Below are 26,657 nucleotides of genomic sequence, written 5' to 3' on the forward strand. Positions count from 1 at the left end.
ATTAGCCGTAGATAATGTGTCCGTTCTCGTCTGTATATTCCTCTAATCCTTTACTATATTGGTTCATGGCCCGGAGGCTCATACCCATGCTTGAGAAACCACCATCGTGGTATAGGTTCTGCATCGTTACCTTGCGGGTAAAGTCGGAGAACATCATTACGCAATAGTCCGCGCACTCGTCGGCGTTGGCGTTACCCAGTGGACTCATTTTGTTAGAAAAGTCCATCAAGTGTTCCATTCCCTTCACGCCACTACCTGCGGTTGTCATTGTCGGGGATTGGGAGATCGTGTTCACACGTACGCCTTTCTCACGGCCATAGATGTAACCGAAACTACGGGCGATAGATTCCAGCAGGCTCTTAGCGTCCGCCATATCGTTGTATCCGAAGAACGTGCGCTGGGCGGCCACATAACTTAATGCCACTACGGAACCATTCTCGGCGATAGCGTCTTGTTTCTTGGCTACTTGTAGCATCTTGTGGAAAGAGATAGCGGAGATATCCAACGTCTTTTCCAGCATTCCATAGTCCAGATCATCGTACGTACGTTTCTTGCGTACGTTCGGGCTCATACCGATAGAATGTAAAACGAAATCTATTTTACCACCTAATATTTCCACTGACTTCGCGAATACGGTCTCCAGATCCTCTACGCTGGTTGCGTCCGCCGGGATTACCTGCGCGTTCAACTTCTCCGCCAAAGCATCTACCTGACCCATACGAACAGCGATAGGCGTATTGCTTAACGTGATAGTCGCACCTTCCTCTACGGCTCTTTCTGCCACTTTCCAGGCGATAGACATATCGTTCAGCGCACCGAAGATAATGCCTCTCTTGCCTTTCAATAAATTATGACTCATACCTCTTGTTTATTAATTACGGCACAAACATACACAAAATGTGCAACATACGCAAATGAATATCATAGCCCGACATTTGAATATGTGCCTTGATATTAAAACAAGGTAGAGTCATTCTTTGTTGGCGGTTACTTCTTATTCCCGGAAATAAACCCTCTTTACCCGAGGCGAGATAGAGGTTAATATCTCATAAGGGATTGTTTTCAGTTTATCCGAAAGTTCGCTCACCGGTAGTTCGTCGCCGAAAATAATTACGGCGTCGCCTTCTTGCGCATGGATGTCGGTGACGTCGATCATGCAAGCGTCCATGCAGATGTTGCCGATAATCGGGCAGCGTTGTCCATTGATCAAGACCTCCCCGCCTCCGTTGCTGAAGTGGCGATCCAATCCGTCGGCGTATCCGATCGGGATGATAGCGATCCGGGAATCACGTTTCACATAACTCATACGGCTATAACCGATCGAATCCCCTGCGGGTACGTTTTGTATTTGCAGGATCGTCGTCTTCAAGGTGCTGACGTTCCGTAAGCCTTTTTGTCCGGATGCGCTTACTCCATATAAACCGATACCTAAACGTACCATATCCATTTGATAAGCGGCGAAACGCTCGATTCCTGCGGAGTTTAGGATATGTTTGATTACCTTATACTCTAACCCGTTTTCTAATTCCCCTGCGGCTTTGGTGAATTTATCCAATTGTTGATGGGTAAAATCATCGAAGACGTACGAGTCGCTTCCGGCTAAATGAGAGAAGACCGAACGGGCGATAACCCCGGATTGTGCTCTCAAGCGTTCACAGATCGCCGGGACATCCTCCGGTTGAAACCCTAGGCGATGCATGCCGGTATCGATCTTGATATGGATAGGGTAAGAGGTGATGCCTCTGCGCTCGGTCTCCCGGATCATGGCATCCAATAGGCGGAAGCTATAGACTTCCGGTTCCAGATGGTTCTCGAACAAGACATTGAAACTGCTGAACTCCGGATTCATGACGATAATAGGGATCGAGATACCTTCTTTACGCAATTCGGCTCCCTCGTCGGCTACCGCCACGGCCAGATAGTCGCAACGATGTTCTTGAAGGGTCTTCGCCAACTCGTAAGAGCCGGCTCCATAACCGAAAGCTTTTACCATACAAACCATCTTAGTCTCCGGCTTTAGCTTGGAACGATACTGATTGAAGTTGTGTACGATCGCGTCCAGATTTACCTCTAGGATCGTCTCATGCACCTTTTTCTCCAACAACTCGGAGATCTGCTCGAAATGGAAATGGCGGGAACCTTTAATCAAGATCAACTCATCCTTGAATTTCTTGAAGGAAGGAGACTTGATAAATTCCTCGGTGGTCGTGTAAAACTCCTTCTCGATCTCGAAGACGGAAGCATATTCCTTTAAGTCGCGGCCGATACCGACGATACGATCTATCTTCTTACGGCGAACCAAATCGGCGACCTTCTTATATAGAGATTTCGGCAAGGTGCCCGATTGAAGGATATCGGAGAGGATTAAAGTGCTCTTTAATTGCTTGCCTACCCGGCGGCTTTGTTGGAAATCGAGTGCGATATCCAAGGAGTTGATATCCGAGTTATAGGTATCATTTATCAATAGGCAATTGTTGATACCTTGCTTTACGTCCAATCGCATAGCCACCGGCTCAAGATGTAAGAATTTCGTTACGTCGTTTACGCTGGTGGGTTTTAGGTAAAGCATAACCGCCATACAATGGATCACGTTCTCGATAGAAGCGTCGTCCGTGAACGGAATGGTAACGACCCGGTTGAAGCCCAGTAAAGTACAGTGAATGATCGTCTCAAACTCTTTCTTATCGATAGACTCGATAAACAAAGGAGCCTCGGAGTCCGTACGGCTCCACGCGATCGCTTTATGAGAAAGGCAAGCCGATTCGATACAATTGGCGATAAATAAATCATCCCCATCATAAATAATGGCTTCGCAATCATTGAAAAGCGTCAGCTTCTCCATACATTTCTGATTGGAGGAGAGGAAATTCTCTTGATGAGCCTCCCCGATATTCGTGATGATACCGATCGTGGGGGCGATGATGGGTTGCAGGCGTTCCATCTCGTCCGGTTGTGAGATACCGGCCTCGAAGATGCCCAGTGTATTTTTCTCGCTCATCTGCCATACCGAGAGAGGAACCCCCAACTGGGAGTTGTAGCTCCGGGGCGAACGTACGATGTTGAACTCGTTATGCAGCAGTTGATAGAGGAATTCCTTTACGATCGTCTTTCCGTTGCTACCGGTGATACCGATCACGGGGATGTTGAATTGCTTCCTGTGGTGAGTCGCCAGCTTTTGTAAAGCTCGTAACGTATCTTTTACGATCAGGAAGTTCGCGTCCTTCATGCTCTCGAACTCCGGTAGCATATCGCTTACCACGAAGTTGCGAACACGAAGTTTATAGAGTTCCTGTATATATCTATGTCCGTCGTTCGTCTTGGTTTTCAAGGCGAAGAAGAGGCTTTGTTCCGGGAAGGAGAGACGACGGCTGTCAGTCAACAACAAACTGACCGTATCGTCAAGCAATTGGTTTGTTTTAGCACCGATAACTCTTGCTATTTCTTTAATTGCGTATTCCATTCTTTTATTTTAGTTTAGACTTTACTATTTCGATCTCTTTTCTGATATCAAAGGAAGGAATTTTCTCGCTAATTCGTTCCATCTTTAACAAAGTTTGAAGGATAAACCGCTTATAGGCCTCGCTATCCGGTTGAAAGGGCTTATGGTTAATAGCTTTTTGAATATCACCCCATTCTTTAAGGATTGCCGAAGTGTCTGTGGATAAGAAATTTTCGGTAAAACGCCCCCAAATATAATCAATGGCCAATGGGGAGGGATGGAGCATATCGTCCGCATAGAAACGATAATCCCGGAGCTCGTCCATAAGGATCTCATAAGCGGGGAAGTAGGCGATTCGGTCGGGATAATCTTTCCGTAAGGCATCCGTGGCTAGCAATAGGGTGGCTTTGCTGAGTTGGTTCTCGTGCGCCCCGTCTTTCCAGTGGCGGATCGGACTTACGGTAAATAAGATTTTCAAGGCGGGGTTTTGTTCCCAAAGGGCTAGTAACAGAGGTTTCCAGTCCTCGACGATCTCTTGCGTGGATAATCGTTGCCGGTCGAACATCTTTTCCGGTAGCTTATGGCAATTCGACACGATTCGCCCGTCGCTCTTGAGGCGGTACACGAAAGCGGTTCCCAACGTGATTACCAACCGGGTCGCTTTTCGCAGGAAATCGGAGGATTCGGATAAGCGGCTGTTTATATGGCCTAGGCATTCTTCTTCCGAGGGAGCGGAGAAACGGCTATGATGGGTAAAACTATGGTATACGCCCTCATGCCGGAATAAATCCCCGGAGGTAAAACGCTCCGGGCGTAGCAGCATCCGCAATCCTTCCGCTACGGAAGCTGGGTTATACAGAGTACCGAATGGGTTTATATCTACGGAGAATTTATTCTCTTCCAGCTTCCGCCCGATATTCTCGGCGAAGCAGGAGCCCATCATCACGACCCGGTCCTCATACGAGAAAGAGAATCGTGCTTTCGGCAATAGGATTCGGGTATAAAGTTCCATATTTACTTTTTCGCAAAAGTAGATATATGTTTACGGAAATGCAAATAAGGAAGGTGTTTTAGGGGAATAATGTAACAATGCCCATTGTAAGGTTGTTAGGATGGGCAGTATAAGGAGCTTACGATGGGCATTGTCGCGACCTTATAATGCCTATTGGCGGAAGGTCGGGAGTGATACTATAAAAGAACGGCGGTAACTTGTTGAATGTTACCGCCGTTGGTCGTAGCCTTTGCCGGGGCTACGCTTCATCTCCCATCGTTGCCATATATTCTTTCCATAAGGAGTCTATGTCGTAATCATTGCCGAGCGCATATTTCACGCCACCATCGAACGACCAAGGAATAACCTCTAATGTGCTTCGGTTGAACTTCCGCAGGAAATCCGGGCTCTTGGTTTGCGTAAGCCATGCGAGGAAGAAGCCTGTCGTGCGGTAACCATCCATATAATGGCCGCCTTTGGGACGATCTTCCAAGGTAAAACCGCCGTTCAGGTATCTTACGGCATCCGCCACACCTTCTATCATAGCCCAGAAAGTCTTATTAGTCCCATAGCTACCTATGCCTTGAGGCTCCAATTGGAAACCATGCGTCAGCTCATGGTATAATACGCCACGGGTCTCGTAATCCACTTTCGCGGTGTCATTATTGGCAAAACTTTTCTCGATCCATTTCGTGCTGTATACGATACTGATGGAAGGGGGCGCTCCGTCTTTTGCGGATACCCCGTCGTATTCCTTTAATGTATAGTGGATCTCCTCGATGCCCGGGATACTATCTTCCGGAGTGAAATAAAGCGTCTCTACGACCTTGCGGGCGTGCTTGGTAATATAAGCTTCCGGATCAGGGATAACGGCGGCATAGATCGCCGAGCCCTTAGCCTCGGGGGAAAGATTCTTGAAATCGATCTTTCCGATGTAATAATTATCCCAAGGATTTGAGGTGGCTTCCGCTACTGTAGCCGCCTGTTCCTTTTTGCCGGAGCAAGCGATGCAAGTCCACAGCAGGAAAGCACCGCTGATTAATTGTTTATACTTCATGAGTCTTGTCTGTTTTTTCTGATAAAATGGGTTAATCCGTCAGTGAATAAGGGCGATCCTCTCCGTTGAACAATCGCTTTTTGTTCGGGCTGGAAGTCATCTCGAAAGTGAGCGTTCCGCCGTTCAAGATGTCATCCTGCGTGATGTATCCTTTGGTATAGGGTTTCCCGTTTAGCTTTACCGCTTTTACATAACGGTTCTTGTCGCTGACTTTATCGGCTTTTACCTCGAAAGTCTTACCATTCTCCAAGCGAACCTTCATATATGGAAGGTAGGGAGCGCCTAATACGTATTGATCCGTACCCGGGCAAACCGGATAGAATCCCATGGCGGAAAGGATATACCAAGCGGACATCTGGCCGCAGTCGTCGTTACCGCAAAGGCCGTCGATATTGTTGCGATACATCTTATTCATGATCTCACGTTGCCAGTATTGGGTTTTCCAAGGCTGGCTGGTCCATGTGTATAAGAATGGGATGTGATGGCTGGGTTCGTTGCCGTGTACATAACCTCCTAGTAATCCTTCTTTGGTTACGTCTTCGGTCTCGGCAAAGAACTCATCAGGAAGATGCATCGTGAATAAGGAATCCATTTTAGTGATGAATGCTTGCTCGCCTCCCATCAACTGAATCATACCATTGACATCTTGAGGGACATAGAAGGAATAATTCAAGGCATTTCCCTCGATAAACCCTTCACCGTGCGTGCTTAACAAACTGAAGTCCTCTTTGAATTTACCATTCGTATAACGGGGACGGGCATATCCGATCGAGGTATCGAATACATTCGCGTAATTGGACGCACGCTTTTTATAGGTATCGGCCACGGATCGGTTTCCCGCTAATAAAGCTATATTATAGATTGTCCAATCATCATAAGCATACTCCAAAGTCAAGGAGCCTGCGCTACCGTTGCGATCTAAAGGAACATAACCTAATTCCATAAACTCTTTGGTTCCCTCATAATACGGAATCGTAGAACTGCTGATCATCGCTTTTAACGCGGCGTCTTTATCAATCGGTAATCCTTTGGCGATAGCATCCGCCAAGACAGAGACGGAGTGATAACCGATCATGCACCAGTTCTCGTTTGCCATATGGCTCCAGATCGGCAAGGCATGATGAACGCTTTGCTCGCAATGTTTCAACATGGATTTGGCGATATCCGTGTTGACTTGTCGGTTGATGATATTGAACAGGGGATGTAGGGCACGATACGTATCCCATACGGAGAATACGGTATAGTTCGTGAATCCGTCCGCTTGATGGATATTATGGTCGAGTCCGCGGTATTGACCGTCAACGTCTGTGTATACGCAAGGATTGATCATCGTGTGATACAAGGAGGTGTAAAGCATAGCCAATTGGTCATCGCTTCCTTTCGCGTCGATGACGGAGAGCGCCTTATTCCAAGTATCGGAGGCTTTGGCGGCTAATTGGTTGAAGTCCGCACCGGAAGCCTCGGCACGTAGATTTTTTAAGGCTCCCTCGGTGCTGACTCCGGAAAGGGCGACTTTCACTTCCAACTCATCAGACATTTTCGGATCGAAATCAAAATAAGCGACGATCTTACGTCCTCCGATATCCGGGAAGTTCTCTTTCATATTGAACTTGGCATAACCGCCCCGATAATTAACTTTCGCTTTCTCTTCGCATCCGTAATGCGTGATCGGTTTGGAGAAAGACATGGCGAAATAAGTATAGTTGGTACGTGCCCAACCGTTTGTGATACGATAGCCGGTTACGAGTGTATCGTTCTCTATGCGAATACTGGTCCAAAGAACTTTGCCGTCATAGTTATAGATCCCGTGAATCATATCCAGGATAACGCGTTGGTTCTCACTGTTCGTGGGGTATGTGTATTTGTGGATGCCGACCCGTTGGGTGGTGGTCAGTTGCGCCTTTACGCCATAATCGGCGAGCATCACCTCATAGTATCCGGGACGGGAAATCTCGGTGTCATGCGAGAAGCGGGAACGATAACCGCCATCGGGATCCGTGGCCGTTCCGGGGTTTAGCTTCAACGTTCCGGTGGTAGGCATAATCAGGATGTCTCCTAGGTCGGAGTGCCCGGTACCGCTGAAGTGGGTGTGGCTGAAACCTACGATGCTGCTATCCTTATGTTGATAGCCGGCGCAATACTCGTAGGAGCGAGGTTGGTATTTACCGTCTACGTTGTGCGGTATGGTATCCGTATCCGGACTGAGCTGCACCAATCCGAAGGGTACGCAAGCCCCCGGGAACGTATGTCCCATTCCATTCGTCCCGATGATCGGGTTTACAAGATCGACTACATTGGTCTGTGCGATCGCTACTGTTGAGCTGGCTGCCAGAAAAAGGCAACACATCGATTTCTTGAGATTTATCATGTCGTATCAATTAGTTAGAAAAGGATGAAACATAAAAGGCCACCTTTGATAGTTCCAAGGATAACCTTTGATAGTGACAAAGGTAACCTTTTATATTTTCAGATCAATAAGTATAGTAGTCCTCTATCATTGTCAAGTGCTAATTTGTTAATAATGGATTTCTACTATACTTAGTTGATATTTAGAACAATGAGTTAGCCTCGTTCGGAGATAAGTTTGCGTTAGCATCCAATTGTCTTTGCGGAATAGGGAAGATATTACGCTTCGGTTCGTTGGATGCAGTCTTGTCCCACCAAGAAGTGGTTACGAACTTGTTGAAACGAACCAAGTCTGTACGGCGGATTCCTTCGAAAGCAAACTCTCTACCTTTTTCGGCCAAGAACTCATCCATGGTCAGAGTAGCGGTCGTATATTTCGCTTTCTCCCAATCCTCTGCCTTGAAAGAACGTTGACGAACGCTGTTGATCATATCTACCACTTCTTGCGTTGCTTTGCCCCCGTTCTTACGCATCAAGGCCTCCGCTTTGTTATAGATAACCTCGGAATAACGGAACATCACCCAGTCGTTGTTCATATCGCCGGTAGTACCCGGTTGGATCTCATACTTGATAGAGCGAGCACCGCTGTTTTCTTCGCCCTCGGTCATGGACTTAATGTAGTTTACGAATACCAAATCCTGCCCATTGTACTCCTCTGAACCTTTCAAAGGCTCTGCGGTCGTGTCGTAGTAGTAATTACCGTTTTCATCTACTTTGCGAGGATATTGCTTACCGATCAAGAAACCCTCAATTTTTCTCAAGTCGTTGTCAGCGAATGAGTCATAAAAGGTAGGTTGCGTCACCAAGCCGTTCCAAGGACCGGATTGCAAATCCCAGCCAGTTTGGTGTGCGTAATGCAACCAACGTTGATACCAACCCATTCCTTTGGCATATACTTCATCATACACGATTGACCAGATAATCTCGGTAGATCGCTTGTCGTTATCCGCACGGAAAGTGTCGTTCCACTTCTTATCCAATGCGAAACCTCCCTTAGCTAATTCATCGCAAGCTGCGATACAATCATCCCAGCGTGCTTGTCCAGTATAAATTTCCGCATTCAAATAGAGACGAGCCAATAATGCGTAAGCCCCCCATTTGGATACACGTCCGTAGGTCTCTGTTTTACTCTCTGACAAAGAAGGAATACTCTCGTTTAACTCTTTTTCGATCCAAGCGAATAACTCTGCGCGAGATTTGGAGGAAGGATTGATTTCACCGATTTTCTCGCAAATTGGAGCCGTACCGAACATATCCATCACATACCAATAACAGTAAGCGCGATATACACGCATCTCCGCTTGTGCTTGTGCTTTAGACATTGGAACTTGGAGTGCTTCAAAATCTATATTCTCTGTATCTGTAAGGAAGTTGTTAGCATATCCGATACCTTCAAATAATTTTTTCCAAGCATCCACTACTTGACCATCCGTAGGAATCCATTGATGGCGGTGTAAGCGAATCCAGTCTCCATTGTCATAGCCGTGGCGACCTTTTTGAGGCCATGCGGCACAGTCGGAAGATAACTCGTTACATGACCAAGGCGATTGGGCTACTTGCATAGTTCCACAGAAGTGTCCCCATGGACGCATCATGGCGGCCATTACCTCGCCTGCATTGTTGTAATAATTCTCAGCGATTACCGAGCTATGTATTTCCTCTGTCAGGTCCGTACAAGAGGTAAATGCGGTAGCTCCCAGCAATAATGAAATTGCGCATATATTTTTTAAAGCTTTCATTGTATTGTCTTAAATCTATTGTTACTTAATTAGAATCCAAAATTAACGCCAAACGTGAAGGTACGGGTGGTGGGATAAGATCCGCGCTTCTCTATACCTGCTTGTAGTCCTGTTACGTTTACGTCAGGGGTTAAACCAGAGTATCCTGTAATAGTCGCAAGATTGGTGACATTACCATAAATACGTAAGTTGCGCACATATTTATTATTTTTGAAGTTGAATGTATAACCTAGTGTCACGTTATCGATCTTCAAGAAGTTCCCTTTCTCTAGATAATAAGAAGAGAACAATGGTTGCTCTGTTACCTTGTTCTTCAAGGCATCCTTGTATACGTTTGTGCCAGACTGATCAATATTAACAGTCGTTCCGAAATAAATAGCACCCTCGTTCAATACGTCATAATCAAACATACCGCGCAGGAAGAAGCTGAAGTCAAAGTTCTTATAGGTAAATGTGTTCTGTAAGCCAGCCTTGAATTTCGGCAAACCATTACCGATAAAGGTACGGTCAGCGTCAGACAGACCTTCCTTTCCGTCTATGTCGCGAAGATTCCAAGTTCCGTCCGGATTGATACCATCGCATACATAACCGAAGAATGACGCGATCGGCTGTCCTTCTTGTAGGCGGTAAGCCTTGCCCGGGTTACCCGGAGAGGGCAGGTCATATTGATCCTCGTAAGAAGATTTGTACACGTCGTTAGACAAAGATGTCAATTTATTATTCTCGTATGAGAACGTGAAATTAGCCGTGTAAGAGAAATCCTTAGTCTTTACGACCTCTGCGTTTAATGCTAATTCTATACCTCTATTTCTCATCGTGCCTACGTTGGTGGTGATCGTGTTGTAGATCAAGGATGGCTGTTGGGCATTGTAGCTACTGATCAAGTCGCGAGTCGTACGACTATACCAATCGATCGTACCATTTAGGCGTCCACCTAGCAAGCCGAAGTCGAAACCGATGTTCAAGGACTCATTCTTCTCCCATTTCAAATCCGGATTCGGGTTGATATTCGGACCGTAAGTGGCGGTTAGCCATGAACCGGTGTAAGCGTTCCAAGCTCCAGCACCTGTGCCGTAGGTAGCGAGAGACATATATGGATCGGTAGGTAGACTACCCGTGATACCGAAACCGGCACGGAATTTCAATACGTCGAATACTTCTTGGCTCTCCATGAAGTCCTCACGAGAGATCATCCAGCCTGCGCTGACAGAGGGGAACCAAGCCCATTTGTTGTTCGCTCCGAACTTCGTGGAACCTTCACGGCGGATAGAGGCGCTGGCCATGTATTTACCGTCGTAATTATAGTTGGCACGGGCGAAGAAGGCGATCAGTTTGCTGGTCTCTTTTTTACTCTTCATCTCGGCCTTACCATCTTTTAGGTAACCGCCGGCTTCTAGGTTATTGGTACCGAATACGTCCGTCAAGAAGTTCTTGTTCTCGGCGCTGAATTGCTCGTATTCAAAATCTTGGTAACTGTATCCCAGCAAACCGGTAATATTGTGTACGCCGTTGATGGAAGTATTGTAGTTTGCTGTCCATTCAGTAGTACGATTGGTATTCTGATAATATTCTTTTTTGGCGCGTCCGTTTGTACCGTCTTTATATTGGCTATATTCCTCACGCATACTATAATCGTTAGTTAATGCGTCGTTCTTCTCCATAGCGAAGAAAGCGGCGGCTGTCAGACCGGGGATAATCTCATATTGAGCCTTGAAGTTCGCCAATAAATTCTTGAATTCCTTTTTCTTGGTACGCTGGTATATGCGGGCTACCGGGTTGAAATCTTCGTAACCGCTGTAAGTTTCCCAGAAGGAGCCGTCTTCCTTATAAATAGGCATCGTCGGGTTGATACGGATCGCCTGGTATAATATGCCGTAATTAGGGATATCTCCTACCTTATCCACATCATCGGAAACCGCGTCCACTTTCACGAAAGAGTTTGCTAGATTGAAAGAAAGCTGTAGTTTATCATCAAACGCACGGTGGTTCACGGCGATAGAGCCATTGATCGTTTCACGGCTGGTGTTACGGATCATACCATCATTCTTTTTGTAATTTAAAGAAGCGCGATAGTTTGTCTTACCATTACCACCGGTAGCGGTCAAGTTGTGTACATGGGTGAAATTACTCTTATTCAATAAAGCGTCGTAATGGTTATCCCGTCCACCAAAGTCGCGGATATTGGCGTTGTTGGTTTCCTTGCCATAAGCGACGAACTCGTCTCCATTTAAGATTTCCGGCCGTTTATAAACCGCCTCGTGCATGATATATCCTGAGTAATCCACTTGAGTAGTTCCGGCTTGCGGACGTCTCGTGGAGACGATGATCACACCGTTATTACCCCGGGTTCCGTAGATAGCGGCTGCGGAACCGTCTTTCAATACGTCGATCGCCTCGATATCCTCGGGTGCGATAGCGTTCAAAGAAGTCATATTACCCGGCATACCGTCAATAATAACGAGAGGCTCATTGCTACCTTTCAGAGATGAGGCACCACGCATCTGTACTTTTACCTCGCCATTAGGGTCGGTGCTACCACGTGATACAGTCAGACCAGCTACACGTCCTTCCACCAATTGCATCGGGTTCACTACCGGTGCCTTGTTAAAGTCGGATGCTTTCACGCTGGTAACGGATGAGGTGATCTCACCTTTCTTTTGGGAACCGTAGCCAACGACTACTACCTCGTCTAGTGTCTCAGAGTCTTCAGCTAAGACTATGTTCAATGTTTTTTGCCCGGTATAACGAACTTCTTGGGGTTTGAAGCCGATGAAGGAAAATACCAATGTGCTGTTATCCGGCACATCCAAGGTGAAATTTCCGTCAAAGTCCGAAGCTGTTCCGTTCGTGGTTCCTTTCACAACAATACTAACGCCAATCAGAGGTTCACCCTTTTGGTCTTTTACTACACCTTTAATGGTTGAACTTTGCTGTGCGATCTGATGAATCTCCATGTTTCCCATTTCAGGAACAGTAGAATCTCCGGCCGCATAAGAGGACTGAAACATTAAAGATAAACAAAGTAACAAAGAGGTTCGTCCACCTAATAAAGTCAGGCATTTCCTCGTCTTACCTTCACTCTTTTTTTCCATAAAAACATTAAATTAAAAGTTAATAATGTGCTTCCCGAAGGAAGAATACACACAAGCGGTTTGCTTTGCTATTCGACAGCAATATTAATAGGTCTTAACGAATTGAAGAGTGCTTTGAAATGCCAAAGAAGTGTCATGAAATGCATATAGCAGATTATGATACTCTTTTGGTAGATTATGACACTATTTAGGAATCAATGATTTATGCCTCTTTTGTGCGGTATTCTTTAGGAGTCATGTTATATTTACGGGCAAACTCCCTATAGAAGTATGATTTGTTAGAAATCCCTACATTATAAATAATTTCCTGAACGCTCATGTTGGTATTTACGAGTAATTGCGCTGCATAGTTTAACCTATAATCCTTTATAAAATCACTCGGCGTCATGGTAGATATTTTCTTGAAACGGCGATATAAGATGCGGGTGTTTATATTCAGTGCGTCCGCTACCAGCTCGGGACCGAGTCCTTCCTTGCTGACATTTTCTTTGATGATAGCGGTTACGGCGTCAAGGAATTCCTTGTCTTCTTGATGTAATAATTGCCCTTCCGTATATTGATAAGCACTTTCCGGAGAATAGAAATACTCTTTTAATTCTCTTTGATTTGTCATCAATCGGTTCACGACGGATAGGAGAACTGTTGGCGAGAAAGGCTTGGTTAGATAGGCATCCGCTCCTATATTAAGTCCTGCCGCTTGCTCTTGGTCTGATATTTTGGCAGATACGATAATAAGCGGGATATGACGGGTATATCTATTTTCCTTGATAAGAGAGATCAATTCCAATCCGTCGATATTAGGCATCATGATATCGGTGATGATAAGGGAGGGAGTGTATTGCTTGAGGAATTCCAGAGCCTCCTCCGCATTATAAGCTTCCTGAACCTGATATTCGGAAGAGAGGGTTTCCGTGATTAGCCAGACGATGTCTTTATGATCGTCGATAACGAGTATCATCGGTTTATCTTCCGTCTCTTTTTGTGCCGTATGTGAGATTTGCGGCTTTTGTATATCCGTGTTTGGGGAAGGAAGCAATACGGGAATCTCTTCGTCTATCGTGTTGTCTGAGGTCTCCTCTACGATGCCAAAAGGTAAGGTAACTGTAAATTCAGCATATTGGCCGACCTCACTCTCTATATTGATTTTACCACCTAAGGATTGTACGAGGCTGTGACAGATAAATAAGCCGAGGCCATTCCGTGTCGTATTTTGCCTGTTATCATCGTTATCCATCGTGCCAAGGATACGATATCGGTCGAAAATATTTTGCATGTCTGCCTCCTCGATTCCTTTGCCGGTGTTGTAAACTTTAAGGACGAGGAAGTTCTCCTCCTCATGTAAGGAGATACGAACCGTGCCCCCGTCTTCCGTATACTTAAATGCGTTGGAAATCAGATTTGCTAGGATCTTCTTGAAATAGACGGAATCCGTATTCCAATAAAGCTCTTTGGGAGCATCAATCTTGAATTGGATTTGGTGTTGCTCGGATAGTGGGTAAAACCATTCGAATTGAGTTCGCAAAAGAGAGGATACGGATACTCTTCGGATGTGCGTATGACTGAATCCAGCGTCTTCCGCTTTCCGGAAATCAAGGATTTCTTGGATAAGTCCGTTCAGTTCCTCTACATTTTCCCGGAGGACTGAAGTGTATTTTTCTAATGTCTTGTCTTTTGAGGTGGCGGCATAGGCTTGGATATAATTCTCCACGCCATTGATCAAGGTAAGCGGGGTGCATAGTTCATGCGTAATATGGGTAAAGAAATTCAGCTTGGACTCGTATAGCTTCTCTTTTTGCTCCTCCTTGATCTTGTCTGCGATCTGCTTCTGTTTCTTTAGTATTTGGTGATGGATACGATAGGTGGCGATGATGAGCAAAACCGTACCGATAAAAAGATACGTGAAAATGGCTAACGAGCTTAGATAAATAGGAGGTAATACCTTGATAGGTAGAGTGTATTCTTTTGCTGACGAATCAATGACATCGTTGCGATAACGGACTTTCAGCAAATATTCCCCGTACGGTAGGTTCATGAAAGTTACCTTGTTTGTCTTTTGCAATTTTTCCCAAGAGGAATTATAGTTGACCAACTGATACGAATACTCGTAATTCTCCCCGTTGATGTAATCCGGAGCGACGAACGCAATCGTTAACGATTGCACATCAGCCGGAACCGTTACACCGTTCCGGCTGATGTCCTTATATAATGGAAGGATTTGTTTATCCATTTGCAACTCGAAGAAACTTAATTCGGGTTGATAGGTATGCTCCGGCTCCGTTTGTTTATTTACCCAGACTAATCCGTTGATGCCTCCAAAGAATAAACGCTCGGAGTATGGGCATTTCCAATAAGCGTCATCAGAGAATTCCGTGACGCTAAAGTAAGGCTGATGATAATTATGGAAAAAGTTGTTCCGGGGATTATATTTGGTGAGACCTTTATTGGTACTAAGCCAGATACAGCTATCGTTCCCCTCATGGATACCATGGATCATGTCGTTTACGATCCCGTCGCTTTTATCGAATTGGCGTAAACGCATCTTTCCCCCTCTGAATTTAATCCGGGTGAGACCGGAGCTGGCGCCTGCATAAAACGTGGAATCTTCGGTCTGGCATACGGAAAGCACATCTCCAATGGCCGGGTTTCTTAAATTGTTGGTTTGCAGGAATTCATATCCTTGATTGAAAATATTGAAACGAATGACTCCGTAACCGCCACGGCTCCCGAGGAACAGGGTAGAGTCGTTGTCATATACCATCGATTGGATTTCTTTACAGATGTTCTTTCCGTTTTTTAACGGGAAGGTTTGTACCTTCCCGATTGTAGGTACGGCTTTATCTATATGTAAGGTAACCTTTTGCAATCCGTTACCCGTTGTCGCTAGCCATAATGTGGAATCATCTACCTCGCAAATAGAGTGGACATAGCGTAGAGGGGTGGTGTCTTCTCGTTGCGGTATCGTTTTTATTCGTTTCTCTTTATACGAATAATAGGTCAGTCCCGGGCCTTCCGTGCCAATCCAGATACATGGATGGTACTCGCTTTTTTGGAAGCAATACACACGGTTGCTGGATAGGCCGTCGGCGGTGGTAAAATGCGTGATAGCGCTTTGTGGGATCATCTTTTTGTTATGGTAAGTGTCATACGCTTGTATCCGGACAATACCGTCTCCTTTTGTCCCGAGCCAAAGGGATTGATCATCGTCTGTATATAAAGAACGTATGGGGTTCTGTATATTAATCGGTAAATCCTTGAGTAAGATAGAGCCGAAAAGATCGGGTTTGTCATAAAACATCCGTATACCTTGCCCGTCTGTTCCCAACCAGAGAATCTCCTGCCTTTTATCGTTCATTAGGCAAAAGATACCGATGCCCATATTTATCGTGTTTTCCGGTTGGCTTAGGTCTAGAATATTGCCGTTACGGAAAACGATATACACATTGGATTGGAAGGTGCATATCTTGATGATGTTACCATATTGTTTTGTCATTTCAGGCAGATCGAACAGGAATTCTTTCCCCTTTCCGTCTACATGCTGTCGATATAATTTATTGTCGGTATCTACTATGAAAATATGATTATTCTCGTAAAATGCGGATAAGATCGGTTTATTATGGAATTGGCGTTCTTCCGATAGCAAATTAAAAGTAGTATCGGAGAAATCCGGAGTCAACTTTTTCAGTATGCCCGAGGCTAATAATAAATAAAAATGTCCGTCCGTCCCGGCGAATAAGGTACGTACGGTTTGAGGGCCTACTCCTTCTCTCGGCAGGTCCCGGAACCCATCGCTAGATGGGGTGTAGCAAGAGATTCTGTTTTCCTTACAAATAGCGAGCGTGATGCCGGATGAATCGGAGGCCAATAGATCGCATTCCATGTATCCGGGGAAAGACTCGGTGACTTTCCGTTCTTTTAGTGAGAATTTATTGATACCTAAAGAGGTTGATATCCATAAAAAGCCGGGTTCTGCGTCGGATATTTTGTGAATGATATTACTACAAAGAGAGTTTTTGTTATTTAATTCGAAACGATATACATACGTATCTTTTCCGTTGTATAAGTTAAGTCCGTCGTAAGTCCCGATCCACAAATAGCCATCCGGATCTTGATGCATGCAAATAATAGCGTTATTTGAGAGATCAACCATAGAAGTTTTATGCAATACGGTTGAGGCAAATAGGTCTGTTTGCGTGATCAATATAAGGAAACTGGTTAACGCTAGAATAAGCCTTGTGAATCTCATGTATTTAAGATTTAGTGTTTGTTTTCAGCGCAAAGATAATATCTTTATGAACGAACAGAAAAGAATTCACTTTTTTGTTTACTTTTGCAAAAAGCAGGGCTTTCGTATAAATTAGAATGTCTGACGTATGATAATACGAAATAAAGTAAGTGACAGATGGAACAATGTGAAGAGAATTCTCAAGAAAATGACGATGTGATAATAGAGAAAGAAATTTCTAAATTAATAGAAGAACAGCGTTTATTTACGGAGAGTATATATGCTTGTCTGCCGGTGGGTATTGAAATTTATGACGCACATGGTGTGCTGCGTAGTATAAACGACCATGCGTTGAGGATGTATGGTGTGGACGACCGGACATCGGTGGTGAATATAGTCAATCTTTACAAAAGTCCATTTGTTGATTCAGAACTTTTAGCTCGGATACAATCGGGTGAAGATATTTCCTTGGAGTTTGAGTATGATTTTGATCGGGTTAATAAGGATGCATATTATTCTTCCCATAATAAAGACACGATGATCTATGGGGTTAAAGTTATCCCGATATGGAGTAGAAAAAAACATCTTATCGGACATATATTACTCGCAAATGATATGACTTCCATGAAAGAGGTGGAATTCCGTACGGAAGAAAGCAAGAAAAATCTGGAGATGGCCAAGAAAGCGCAGGATCTGATCGCAAAACGTGATCTGGCCATGAAAGTCAGTAATATTGTTCATTGGGATTTTGATGTAAATTCCCAGAAATTCGAATCTTATAATGATCCGATCAACGATTACGTTTCAGATCGGTTATTGACCGTTTCGGAGTATATGGATGTTATATACCCCGAGGACCGGTCTGTTTTTTACGACGCAATGCAATCCCTGATAGCTGGAGAGAATGTCACCATCAATTTTACCTGTCGCATACAAACCAAGTATGATGAGACTTGGCAGTATTGTGATTTTATGGGTGTCCCTTTCGATCAAGATGAAAATGGAGATATAATACGCTATACGGGATTCAGGCAAAACATTCCTAAGATCCAGCAATTGAATCGGGAACTTAAAGAAAGAAATTACAAGATAGAGCTTTCTTTCAAGACGGTTGGTATGTCGTATTGGGATTTTGATGTAAAAAGCCTGAAATTCAGTGCTTTTAATGATCCTATCAATGATTTCCGAATGTCGAGTTACGTTTAGATGGTCCCAACTCGGAGTGCTGGGTACTTCTGGATAGAAACCGGCTTAAGCAAGTATGGATGAATTTCCTCACTAATGCGGTAAAATGCACCAAATCCGGATATATTAAAATGGGATATGGTATTGAAAGGGAAGGTCTTCGTATCTATGTTGAGGATACGGGAATCGGTATACCGGATGATTTGCATGACAAAGTATTTACCCGTTTTGAGAAATTGAATGAGTTCTCGCAGGGTACCGGACTTGGCTTGACGATCTCCAGAGCTATCGTAGAAGCGGCAGGGGGAGAAGTGGGCTTCACTTCAAAACTTGGTGCCGGATCTACTTTTTGGGCATGGTTGCCTCTTCGCCCTTAGGGCTGACTCCCCATTTATTGGTAATGTCCTTTTAAAATAGTGAAGGATGAGAAGCTTTTTTATCGCAATTTATAGGGATTTTAGAACTGGTGTAGCATATATGACAGAAATATGACGATAATTCTCCTACCTTTGCGGCGGTAAAAATGTGGTATTAGATAAGATTGTTTATGAAATTTGAGAATGAGTGCTGGGATCACTTTAAGGGTGAGACCTGGAAAAGAGAGATCAATGTAAGAGATTTTATCCAGAGTAACTATACGCCTTATGAAGGGGATGATTCCTTTTTAGTCGCTTCTTCCGAGAAGACCCGTAAGGTCTGGAACAAGCTGACCGAGATGTTTAAGGTCGAGAGGGAAAAGGGAGTTTATGACGCCGAGACAAAATTACCTCAAGGGATCGATGTATATGGCCCGGGCTATATTGATAAGGAGAATGAGGTTATCGTTGGGTTACAAACCGATGCTCCGCTGAAACGTGGTATCTTCCCGAAGGGCGGTATCCGTATGGTCGAGAATAGCTTGGAAGCTTATGGTTATCATTTGGACCCGATGACGAAAGAGATCTTCACGAAGTACCGTAAAACTCATAACGAGGGCGTTTTCTCCGCATATACGGAAGAGATGATTGCCGCACGTCGTTCGGCTATTATCACCGGTCTGCCCGATGCGTATGGCAGAGGACGTATTATCGGTGACTATCGTCGTGTCGCTCTGTATGGTACGGCAATCTTGATCGAGGAGAAAAAGCGTTTCTTGAATCGTTTGGATATCCAAGAGATCACGGAAGAGATCATCCAGAGCCGTGAGGAGATTTCTGAACAGATCAAGGCTTTGAAAGCGTTCGAGAAAATGTGCGCTAGCTATGGCTTTGATGTGACTCGTCCGGCACAAAACGCTCGTGAGGCGGTTCAGTTTGTGTACTTAGCTTATCTGGCGGCGGTAAAAGACCAAGATGGCGCGGCGATGTCTATCGGACGTACTTCTACGTTTTTGGATATTTATATCGAGAAAGACATCCGTGAGGGTAAGTTGACCGAAGAGGAGGCGCAAGAATTGGTAGACCAGCTGATCATCAAGTTGCGTATCGTTCGTTTCTTACGTACGCCGGAATACAATGATTTGTTCTCCGGTGATCCGGTTTGGGTAACAGAGTCCTTGGGCGGCCAAGGAGTGGATGGCCGTTCTTTGGTAACAAGAACTTCCTATCGTTATCTCCATACATTATATAATCTAGGTCCGGCACCAGAACCCAATTTGACAGTTCTGTGGTTTAAGAACGCTCCCGAGAACTGGAAACGCTTCTGTGCCAAGGTCTCTATCGATACATCGGCTATCCAATATGAGAACGACGATTTGATGCGTCCGGATTATGGAGATGATTATGGTATCGCTTGTTGCGTTTCTCCTATGAAGATCGGTAAGCAGATGCAGTTCTTCGGAGCCCGTGCGAATTTGGCGAAATGTTTATTATATGCGATCAACGGAGGACGGGATGAGCGTAGCGGCGTACAGGTAGCCCCGATGTTTGAGCCGGTTCGCGGCGAGTATCTGGAATACGATGAGGTGATGGCTAAGTATGAGCAAATGATGCGCTGGTTGGCGAAAGTGTATGTGAACGCCTTAAAGATAATCCATTATATGCATGATAAATACGCGTATGAGGCATTCGAGATGTCGCTTCACGATGGGGATGTCGAGCGTATCCGTGCGACAGGTATTGCCGGTCTTTCTATCGTTGCCGATTCGTTGGCTGCTATCCGTGATACGAAAGTACGTGTGATCCGTGACGAGCGTGGCTTGGCGGTTGATTTCGAACGTGAGGGCGAATATGTTCCTTTCGGTAATAACGACGATCGTACGGATAGTATCGCTGTAGAGATCACCGAGAAGTTCATGGAATATTTGCGTCAGCACGAGACCTATCGCCATGCGAAACCTACGCAGTCCATCCTTACGATCACCTCTAATGTGGTATATGGTAAGAAGACTGGTACGACACCGGATGGCCGTATCGGTGGAACTCCTTTCGCTCCGGGCGCGAACCCTATGAACGGTCGTGATACGAAAGGTGCTATCGCTGCGCTAGCTTCGGTAGCGAAGCTTCCATTCCAGCATGCGCACGACGGTATCTCTTATACTTTCGCTGTTTCTCCGGCTACGTTGGGAAAGGAGCGTGAAGTGCAGATCAATAATCTGGTTAGCTTATTGGATGGCTATTTTACTCCGGATGGAGGTCAGCATCTGAATGTTAACGTATTTGATAAGGATTTGTTGATCGACGCTATGGAACATCCTGAGAAATATCCGCAACTTACGATCCGTGTATCCGGATATGCGGTAAACTTCGTGAAACTGACTCGTGAACAACAGTTGGATGTTATTTCAAGAACCATTAACCATTCACTGTAAGTGATAAAAGGTAAGATACATTCATTAGAGAGTTTCGGGACCGTAGATGGTCCCGGAATTCGCTTTGTCGTTTTTATGCAGGGCTGCCCGTTGCGTTGCCTGTATTGCCATAACCCGGATACTTGGAACCCGAAAGGGAAGGTGAAATATCAGATGACTCCCGGCGAGCTATTGACGGAAGTCTTACGGTATAAGAGTTTTATCGCCCGTGGGGGGGTGACTGTTACCGGTGGGGAACCTTTATTGCAACCGGAGTTTCTGAAAGAGTTTTTCCGTTTGTGCCAAGAGCAAGGTCTTCACACAGCTTTGGACACATCTGGTTTCGTATGTACCTCAAAAGCTTGGGAAGTCTTGGATTATGCGGACTTAGTGTTATTGGACATCAAAACCTTAAACCCGGATTTACATCCGTTACTGGCGGGTGTCAAGCAGGATAATACGCTTCTGTTTTTGGATGAATTGGAGAGACGTGGCATAGATACTTGGATTCGCCATGTTATTGTCCCCGGATATACGGATAATGACGAGTGGCTGGAGGCGTTAGCTCGGTATGTCAGTTCATATAAAGTGGTTCGCAAAGTGGAATTGTTGCCTTATCATACGATGGGAACCTATAAATATGAGCAATTAGGCCTCGATTATCCGTTAAAGGGGGTGGAACCCTTATCAAAAGAACGTTTAGATAATGCGAAAGCGATATTCTCTCGCTACAAACCAGAAAATAACAAGGCCTGATCTCTCGATCAAGCCTTGCGATTATGCAACAGCTAATCAGGGAAAACAATCTAATCCGATTAGCTTTTAAACGATAGTAATAATTTTTTGCCTAGACTAACCTTGACTATTTAATATGTGTTTGTTTTGTTATATGCAACAAATATCTATTTTTGTAAGGAGATAAAAAATGATATAGATCAGAAAATGATGAATAGTATGAAGACACCACAAGAAATAGCCGAAATGATACCCAAACGTTTTTATCCATTACCCGATGCGGATTTGGATTCTCTGGCCTCGATCATAGAATCAAGTAAGGCTGCGAAAGGAGAATTATTGTTGGATAACGGACAAATATCTAAATATTTATATTATGTGGAATCGGGATTATTACGCCAGTTTTACTATAAGAATAAACGTGATATTACCGAGCATTTCTCCTGTGAGGGAAATATCGTTATTTGTATAGCCAGCACATTCCAAAGAGAACCGACGCGTTTATTAATCGAGGCATTGGAACCGACGGTTTATCACCGGATCTCTTTTTCGGAATTTAGCGATTTATTGAAAACATCTTTAGCTATTAATAGATTGTACCAGAAAATACTGGAGTGGGCTTTGATGCTTTCGCAAGAGAAAGCGGACTCTTGGCGTTTTGAGTCGGCAAGAAAACGTTATCTGCGTTTTCAACAGGAATATCCGGAAGCAGCGAAACGTGCTTCTGTCAATCATATCGCCTCGTATTTATTGATGACACCCGAATCTTTGAGCCGGGTGCGGGCGGGAGTGTTGTAGCCTCTACCTACATTCAGGTATTATTGAGGCGAAAATAGCAATTTGTGGTGATTTCACGGTTCTAGTAATCCATCTATATTTGCGTCAGTTTAAAAAACGTAGAAGCAATGAAAATAGAAAAGATTACAGGACGTGAGATCCTAGATTCAAGAGGTAACCCGACAGTAGAGGTTGATATTTTACTAGAGTCCGGCGTTATGGGCCGTGCGTCTGTGCCTTCCGGTGCGTCCACCGGCGAGAACGAGGCTTTGGAGTTGCGTGATGGCGACAAGAAGCGTTATGGTGGTAAAGGCGTATTGAAAGCGGTTGAGAATATCAATACGATTATCGCTCCGGCATTGAAGGGGATGTCTGCCTTGGATCAGATAGGTATCGATCATGCGATGTTGGCTTTGGACGGTACGAAAACTAAATCGAAACTAGGTGCGAACGCTATCCTTGGCGTTTCTTTAGCTGTAGCGAAAGCTGCCGCAAATTATTTGGATATTCCTTTATATAGATATATTGGTGGAACGAATACCTACGTGATGCCTGTTCCGATGATGAATATAATCAATGGCGGTTCGCATAGCGACGCTCCGATCGCTTTCCAAGAGTTTATGATTCGTCCGGTAGGTGCCGCTTCTTTCAAGGAAGGCTTACGTATGGGCGCTGAGGTATTCCATGCGTTGAAAAAGGTATTGCACGATCGTGGGTTAAGTACCGCTGTTGGTGATGAGGGTGGTTTCGCCCCGAATTTGGAAGGTACGGAAGATGCCTTGAACTCAATTATCGTCGCTATCAAGGCGGCTGGTTATGAACCGGGCAAGGATGTGATGATCGGTATGGATTGCGCTTCTTCTGAGTTTTATAAGGATGGAATCTACGATTACACGAAGTTTGAAGGAGAAAAAGGAGTGAAACGTACTTCCGACGAACAAGTGGATTATCTGGAAAAGCTGATCAACGAATACCCGATCGATTCCATTGAGGATGGTATGAGTGAGAATGATTGGGCTGGTTGGAAGAAACTGACAGATCGTATCGGTAACCATTGCCAATTAGTCGGAGATGATTTGTTCGTGACAAATGTAGAGTTCCTTTCAAGGGGTATTAAAGAAGGTTGCGGTAACTCAATCTTGATCAAGGTAAATCAGATCGGTTCCTTGACGGAGACACTGAACGCTATCGAGATGGCTCACCGCCATGGATACACGACCGTTACTTCACACCGTTCCGGTGAGACGGAAGACGCTACGATCGCCGATATCGCTGTCGCTACCAATAGCGGACAGATCAAGACGGGATCATTAAGTCGTTCGGACCGTATGGCTAAATATAACCAGCTGCTTCGTATCGAGGAGGAATTGGGAGACCGTGCCGTATACGGATACAAAAGAATCAATTAAGTATATAAAGTAAATTATAATCGCTAATTATGTAGTAATCCAAAACCCAAGATATTGAAGGGCTTATCCGTGAGGATAGGCCCTTTTTATTGATTGATAAAGTATTATCTATAACCTCATAAAATATATCGATTAGAAAAATTGTTTTAATGAATAAATATGTTATATTTTTGTATCGGAAATAAAAACAAATAGTATTCATTAAAAAATAGGAACAAGTATGGAACCGATTATTAATTCTCAACTTCCGGAGTTTAAAGTACAAGCTTTTCAAAATGGTAATTTCAAGACTGTAACCAACGAGGACGTCTTGGGTAAGTGGGCTATCTTTTTCTTCTACCCGGCCGATTTTACATTTGTTTGTCCAACAGAGTTGGTCGATATGGCTGAGAAGTATGAGCAGTTTAAATCAATGGGAGTAGAAATTTACTCTGTAAGTACAGACTCTCATTTTGTACATAAAGCTTGGCATGACGCTTCCGAGACTATCCGTAAGATCCAATATCCGATGTTGGCGGATCCCACTGGAGCACTGAGTCGTGCGTTTGGTGTGATGATCGAGGAAGAGGGTATGGCATACCGTGGCACTTTCTTGGTAAATCCGGAAGGAAAGATCAAAGTGGCCGAGATTCATGATAACAATATCGGTCGTGACGCTTCCGAGTTACTTCGTAAAGTTGAAGCCGCTCAGTTTGTCGCTTCACATGATGGTGAGGTTTGTCCCGCTAAATGGAAGAAAGGGGAGGCTACCTTGAAACCTAGCATTGACTTGGTAGGGAAAATCTAAATAATTAAGAGTATAGATCGTGTTAGAATCAACATTAAAAGAACAATTGAAAGGTATATTCGCAGGGTTAAATGCGAATTATACCTTTGATATATCGATCTCTTCTGCGCATGAAAGTAGACAAGAATTGTTGGATTTATTAGGTGATGTTGCCTCTTGTTCGGATAAAATATCTATGCAAGTATCTGATGGGGAGGGATTGGAATTCCTTTTATTAAAGGATGGAGCGAAAACGGGGATTAAGTTTCGTGGAGTACCTAATGGACACGAGTTTACTTCCTTGCTGTTGGCGATCTTGAATTCAGATGGGAAAGGCAAGAATTTTCCGGACGAGAGCATTTGTAATCGTGTTAAAGCCTTGAATGGCCCGATACATCTGACGACCTATGTCTCTTTGACTTGTACGAATTGCCCGGATGTGGTACAGGCATTAAACGCTATGACGACTTTAAATCCTCAGATCCATCATGAGATGGCAGATGGGGCTATCAATCAGGCGGAAGTTGATGCCTTGAAGATACAAGGCGTCCCCTCTGTCTTTGCGGATGGAAAACTGATCCATGTAGGACGTGGGGAATTCGGTGAATTGTTATCGAAGCTGGAAGCTCAGTATGGAATCAATGAGAGCCTGACGGAGAAGACGGTAAAACGATATGACGTGGTTGTGGTCGGTGGGGGTCCGGCTGGTGCTTCTGCCGCTATTTATTCCGCACGAAAGGGGCTGAGTGTCGCTGTCGTGGCGGAGCGTATCGGCGGGCAGGTGAAGGAGACGGTAGGAATTGAGAATCTGATTTCAGTTCCGGAGACAACAGGTACCCAGTTGGCTGACAATCTGCGCTTGCATATGCGGCAATATCCGATTGACCTGCTGGAGCATCGTCGTATAGAGAAGGTAACGATAGAAGGAAACGAGAAGGTTTTATCTACGGCTGGAGGTGAGATATTCAAGGCTCCGGCGGTTATTGTCGCTACGGGCGCTAGCTGGCGTAAATTGAATGTACCGGGTGAGGCAGAGTATATAGGGCGTGGAGTGGCTTTTTGTCCTCATTGCGACGGTCCGTTTTATAAGGGAAAACATGTTGCCGTGGTTGGCGGTGGAAATTCCGGTATCGAGGCGGCTATTGATTTGGCGGGGATCTGTTCGAAAGTAACCGTTTTGGAGTTTATGGATGAGTTAAAAGCGGATCAAGTCTTGCAAGAGAAAGCGAAGAGTTTGCCGAATGTCGAGATCTTTGTTAGTTCACAAACAACCGAGGTGGTTGGAAATGGCGACAAGGTAACCGGTATCCGTACAAAGGATCGTAAGACAGGGGAAGAGCGTGTTATTCATTTAGACGGTATTTTTGTTCAAATCGGCTTAGCCGCTAATAGTGGTGTCTTTAAGGAGATTGTCGAAACAAATCGTCCCGGTGAGATCGTGATTGACGCACATTGCCGGACGAATGTCCCGGGTATTTATGCAGCGGGCGACGTTTCCACCGTACCCTTTAAGCAAATCATTATTTCTATGGGAGAAGGCGCCAAAGCGGCCCTTTCGGCCTTTGAAGATCGGGTACGTGGTGTACTCGGTTGATGAAATACCTACAAATAGGTAATTTTTGAACAGCGTATCTCTTTTATCGGTTATATTACTATATTTGCGATCGAGAGAAAAGAGATGGATAGATTAAGAAAATATCTGAGGATATTACTCCCTGCGCTGTTCATAGCCTATTTGGGATGTATTATTGCGTTTACCCACGTTCATATTGTCAACGGGGTAACAATCGTCCATTCTCACCCGTATCATAAAACGGACGATGGTCGTCCGGACCATGAACATGGCTACGCCGAGTTTCAGTTGCTTCATCAGTTATCTGTCTTGCAGATAACAGGTGCGGCTTTCGTCGCTATTCTGCTGGCGGCTTTTTATTCCTTTATCCGTAACTTATCTTTCGCTCCGGTCTATCCGGACTATATCGTTCCCTTCCGGGGAAGACGTACGCTTCGGGCTCCTCCCATATTCTGATATTGTGAGATTAATAACATTGTATTACTTATCAGAATAAATT

Annotated in this window: 15 protein-coding genes and 1 pseudogene; 8 read left to right on the forward strand and 8 right to left on the reverse strand. The window is 44.7% G+C overall.

Features of this window, described 5'->3' with window-relative positions:
• Position 1: 1 nt before the first annotated feature.
• The 8 genes from ACYIA1_RS18035 to ACYIA1_RS18070 form a co-directional block, all read right to left on the reverse strand.
• Positions 2-859 carry an enoyl-ACP reductase FabI gene (locus ACYIA1_RS18035; RefSeq protein WP_005859732.1) on the reverse strand — a complete coding sequence of 286 codons (858 nt, stop codon included), beginning with the start codon at positions 857-859 and terminating at the stop codon, positions 2-4.
• Between the two features lie 135 nt (positions 860-994).
• Positions 995-3,460, reverse strand: coding sequence for a bifunctional UDP-N-acetylmuramoyl-tripeptide:D-alanyl-D-alanine ligase/alanine racemase (locus ACYIA1_RS18040; RefSeq protein ID WP_005867380.1), 2,466 nt, complete (start codon positions 3,458-3,460; stop codon positions 995-997).
• A 4-nt stretch (positions 3,461-3,464) separates the two neighbouring features.
• Entirely contained in the window at positions 3,465-4,451 is a 987-nt protein-coding gene (locus tag ACYIA1_RS18045) for a GSCFA domain-containing protein (protein WP_480336155.1), read from the reverse strand.
• A 238-nt stretch (positions 4,452-4,689) separates the two neighbouring features.
• Positions 4,690-5,487 carry a basic secretory family protein gene (locus tag ACYIA1_RS18050; RefSeq protein ID WP_005859727.1) on the reverse strand — a complete coding sequence of 266 codons (798 nt, stop codon included), beginning with the start codon at positions 5,485-5,487 and terminating at the stop codon, positions 4,690-4,692.
• Positions 5,488-5,518: 31 nt separating this feature from the next.
• Positions 5,519-7,855 carry a GH92 family glycosyl hydrolase gene (locus tag ACYIA1_RS18055; RefSeq protein ID WP_480336156.1) on the reverse strand — a complete coding sequence of 779 codons (2,337 nt, stop codon included), beginning with the start codon at positions 7,853-7,855 and terminating at the stop codon, positions 5,519-5,521.
• Positions 7,856-8,036: 181 nt separating this feature from the next.
• Complete coding sequence (locus ACYIA1_RS18060; protein WP_005859723.1) at positions 8,037-9,632, reverse strand: RagB/SusD family nutrient uptake outer membrane protein; 1,596 nt, start codon at positions 9,630-9,632, stop codon at positions 8,037-8,039.
• Between the two features lie 29 nt (positions 9,633-9,661).
• Positions 9,662-12,724, reverse strand: a complete 3,063-nt coding sequence (locus ACYIA1_RS18065) for a SusC/RagA family TonB-linked outer membrane protein (protein WP_154395945.1) — start codon at positions 12,722-12,724, stop codon at positions 9,662-9,664.
• Positions 12,725-12,926: 202 nt separating this feature from the next.
• Positions 12,927-16,967, reverse strand: coding sequence for a hybrid sensor histidine kinase/response regulator transcription factor (locus ACYIA1_RS18070; protein WP_480336157.1), 4,041 nt, complete (start codon positions 16,965-16,967; stop codon positions 12,927-12,929).
• Positions 16,968-17,123: 156 nt separating this feature from the next.
• Between ACYIA1_RS18070 and ACYIA1_RS18075 the strand changes: the two are divergent.
• The 8 genes and pseudogenes from ACYIA1_RS18075 to ACYIA1_RS18110 form a co-directional block, all read left to right on the forward strand.
• Positions 17,124-18,496: pseudogene (locus ACYIA1_RS18075) on the forward strand (sensor histidine kinase); the annotation flags it as partial.
• A gap of 182 nt (positions 18,497-18,678) precedes the next feature.
• The gene (pflB, locus tag ACYIA1_RS18080) at positions 18,679-20,919 is read left to right on the forward strand and encodes a formate C-acetyltransferase (RefSeq protein WP_008772883.1); all 2,241 of its coding nucleotides are present in this window, start codon (positions 18,679-18,681) and stop codon (positions 20,917-20,919) included.
• Entirely contained in the window at positions 20,920-21,654 is a 735-nt protein-coding gene (pflA, locus tag ACYIA1_RS18085; RefSeq protein ID WP_005867396.1) for a pyruvate formate-lyase-activating protein, read from the forward strand.
• A 186-nt stretch (positions 21,655-21,840) separates the two neighbouring features.
• The gene (locus ACYIA1_RS18090) at positions 21,841-22,431 is read left to right on the forward strand and encodes a Crp/Fnr family transcriptional regulator (protein ID WP_480336158.1); all 591 of its coding nucleotides are present in this window, start codon (positions 21,841-21,843) and stop codon (positions 22,429-22,431) included.
• A 107-nt stretch (positions 22,432-22,538) separates the two neighbouring features.
• Positions 22,539-23,819 carry a phosphopyruvate hydratase gene (eno, locus tag ACYIA1_RS18095; protein ID WP_036614817.1) on the forward strand — a complete coding sequence of 427 codons (1,281 nt, stop codon included), beginning with the start codon at positions 22,539-22,541 and terminating at the stop codon, positions 23,817-23,819.
• Between the two features lie 220 nt (positions 23,820-24,039).
• Entirely contained in the window at positions 24,040-24,606 is a 567-nt protein-coding gene (ahpC, locus tag ACYIA1_RS18100) for an alkyl hydroperoxide reductase subunit C (RefSeq protein ID WP_005867400.1), read from the forward strand.
• 19 nt (positions 24,607-24,625) lie between these two features.
• On the forward strand, positions 24,626-26,179 hold the full coding sequence (gene ahpF / locus ACYIA1_RS18105; RefSeq protein ID WP_413639834.1) for an alkyl hydroperoxide reductase subunit F: 1,554 nt from the start codon (positions 24,626-24,628) through the stop codon (positions 26,177-26,179).
• Between the two features lie 84 nt (positions 26,180-26,263).
• Entirely contained in the window at positions 26,264-26,614 is a 351-nt protein-coding gene (locus ACYIA1_RS18110; RefSeq protein ID WP_005867403.1) for a hypothetical protein, read from the forward strand.
• Positions 26,615-26,657: the final 43 nt, after the last annotated feature.

Source organism: Parabacteroides sp. KHUB-02, assembly GCF_056640955.1.

What these genes read in the sequence shown, in the direction of transcription:
- ACYIA1_RS18035 (WP_005859732.1), bottom strand. Translation starts at nt 859, where the DNA reads ATGAGTCATAATTTATTGAAAGGCAAGAGAGGCATTATCTTCGGTGCG.
- ACYIA1_RS18040 (WP_005867380.1), bottom strand. Translation starts at nt 3,460, where the DNA reads ATGGAATACGCAATTAAAGAAATAGCAAGAGTTATCGGTGCTAAAACA.
- ACYIA1_RS18045 (WP_480336155.1), bottom strand. Translation starts at nt 4,451, where the DNA reads ATGGAACTTTATACCCGAATCCTATTGCCGAAAGCACGATTCTCTTTC.
- ACYIA1_RS18050 (WP_005859727.1), bottom strand. Translation starts at nt 5,487, where the DNA reads ATGAAGTATAAACAATTAATCAGCGGTGCTTTCCTGCTGTGGACTTGC.
- ACYIA1_RS18055 (WP_480336156.1), bottom strand. Translation starts at nt 7,855, where the DNA reads ATGATAAATCTCAAGAAATCGATGTGTTGCCTTTTTCTGGCAGCCAGC.
- ACYIA1_RS18060 (WP_005859723.1), bottom strand. Translation starts at nt 9,632, where the DNA reads ATGAAAGCTTTAAAAAATATATGCGCAATTTCATTATTGCTGGGAGCT.
- ACYIA1_RS18065 (WP_154395945.1), bottom strand. Translation starts at nt 12,724, where the DNA reads ATGGAAAAAAAGAGTGAAGGTAAGACGAGGAAATGCCTGACTTTATTA.
- ACYIA1_RS18070 (WP_480336157.1), bottom strand. Translation starts at nt 16,967, where the DNA reads ATGAGATTCACAAGGCTTATTCTAGCGTTAACCAGTTTCCTTATATTG.
- pflB (WP_008772883.1), top strand. Translation starts at nt 18,679, where the DNA reads ATGAAATTTGAGAATGAGTGCTGGGATCACTTTAAGGGTGAGACCTGG.
- ACYIA1_RS18090 (WP_480336158.1), top strand. Translation starts at nt 21,841, where the DNA reads ATGATGAATAGTATGAAGACACCACAAGAAATAGCCGAAATGATACCC.
- eno (WP_036614817.1), top strand. Translation starts at nt 22,539, where the DNA reads ATGAAAATAGAAAAGATTACAGGACGTGAGATCCTAGATTCAAGAGGT.
- ahpC (WP_005867400.1), top strand. Translation starts at nt 24,040, where the DNA reads ATGGAACCGATTATTAATTCTCAACTTCCGGAGTTTAAAGTACAAGCT.
- ACYIA1_RS18110 (WP_005867403.1), top strand. Translation starts at nt 26,264, where the DNA reads ATGGATAGATTAAGAAAATATCTGAGGATATTACTCCCTGCGCTGTTC.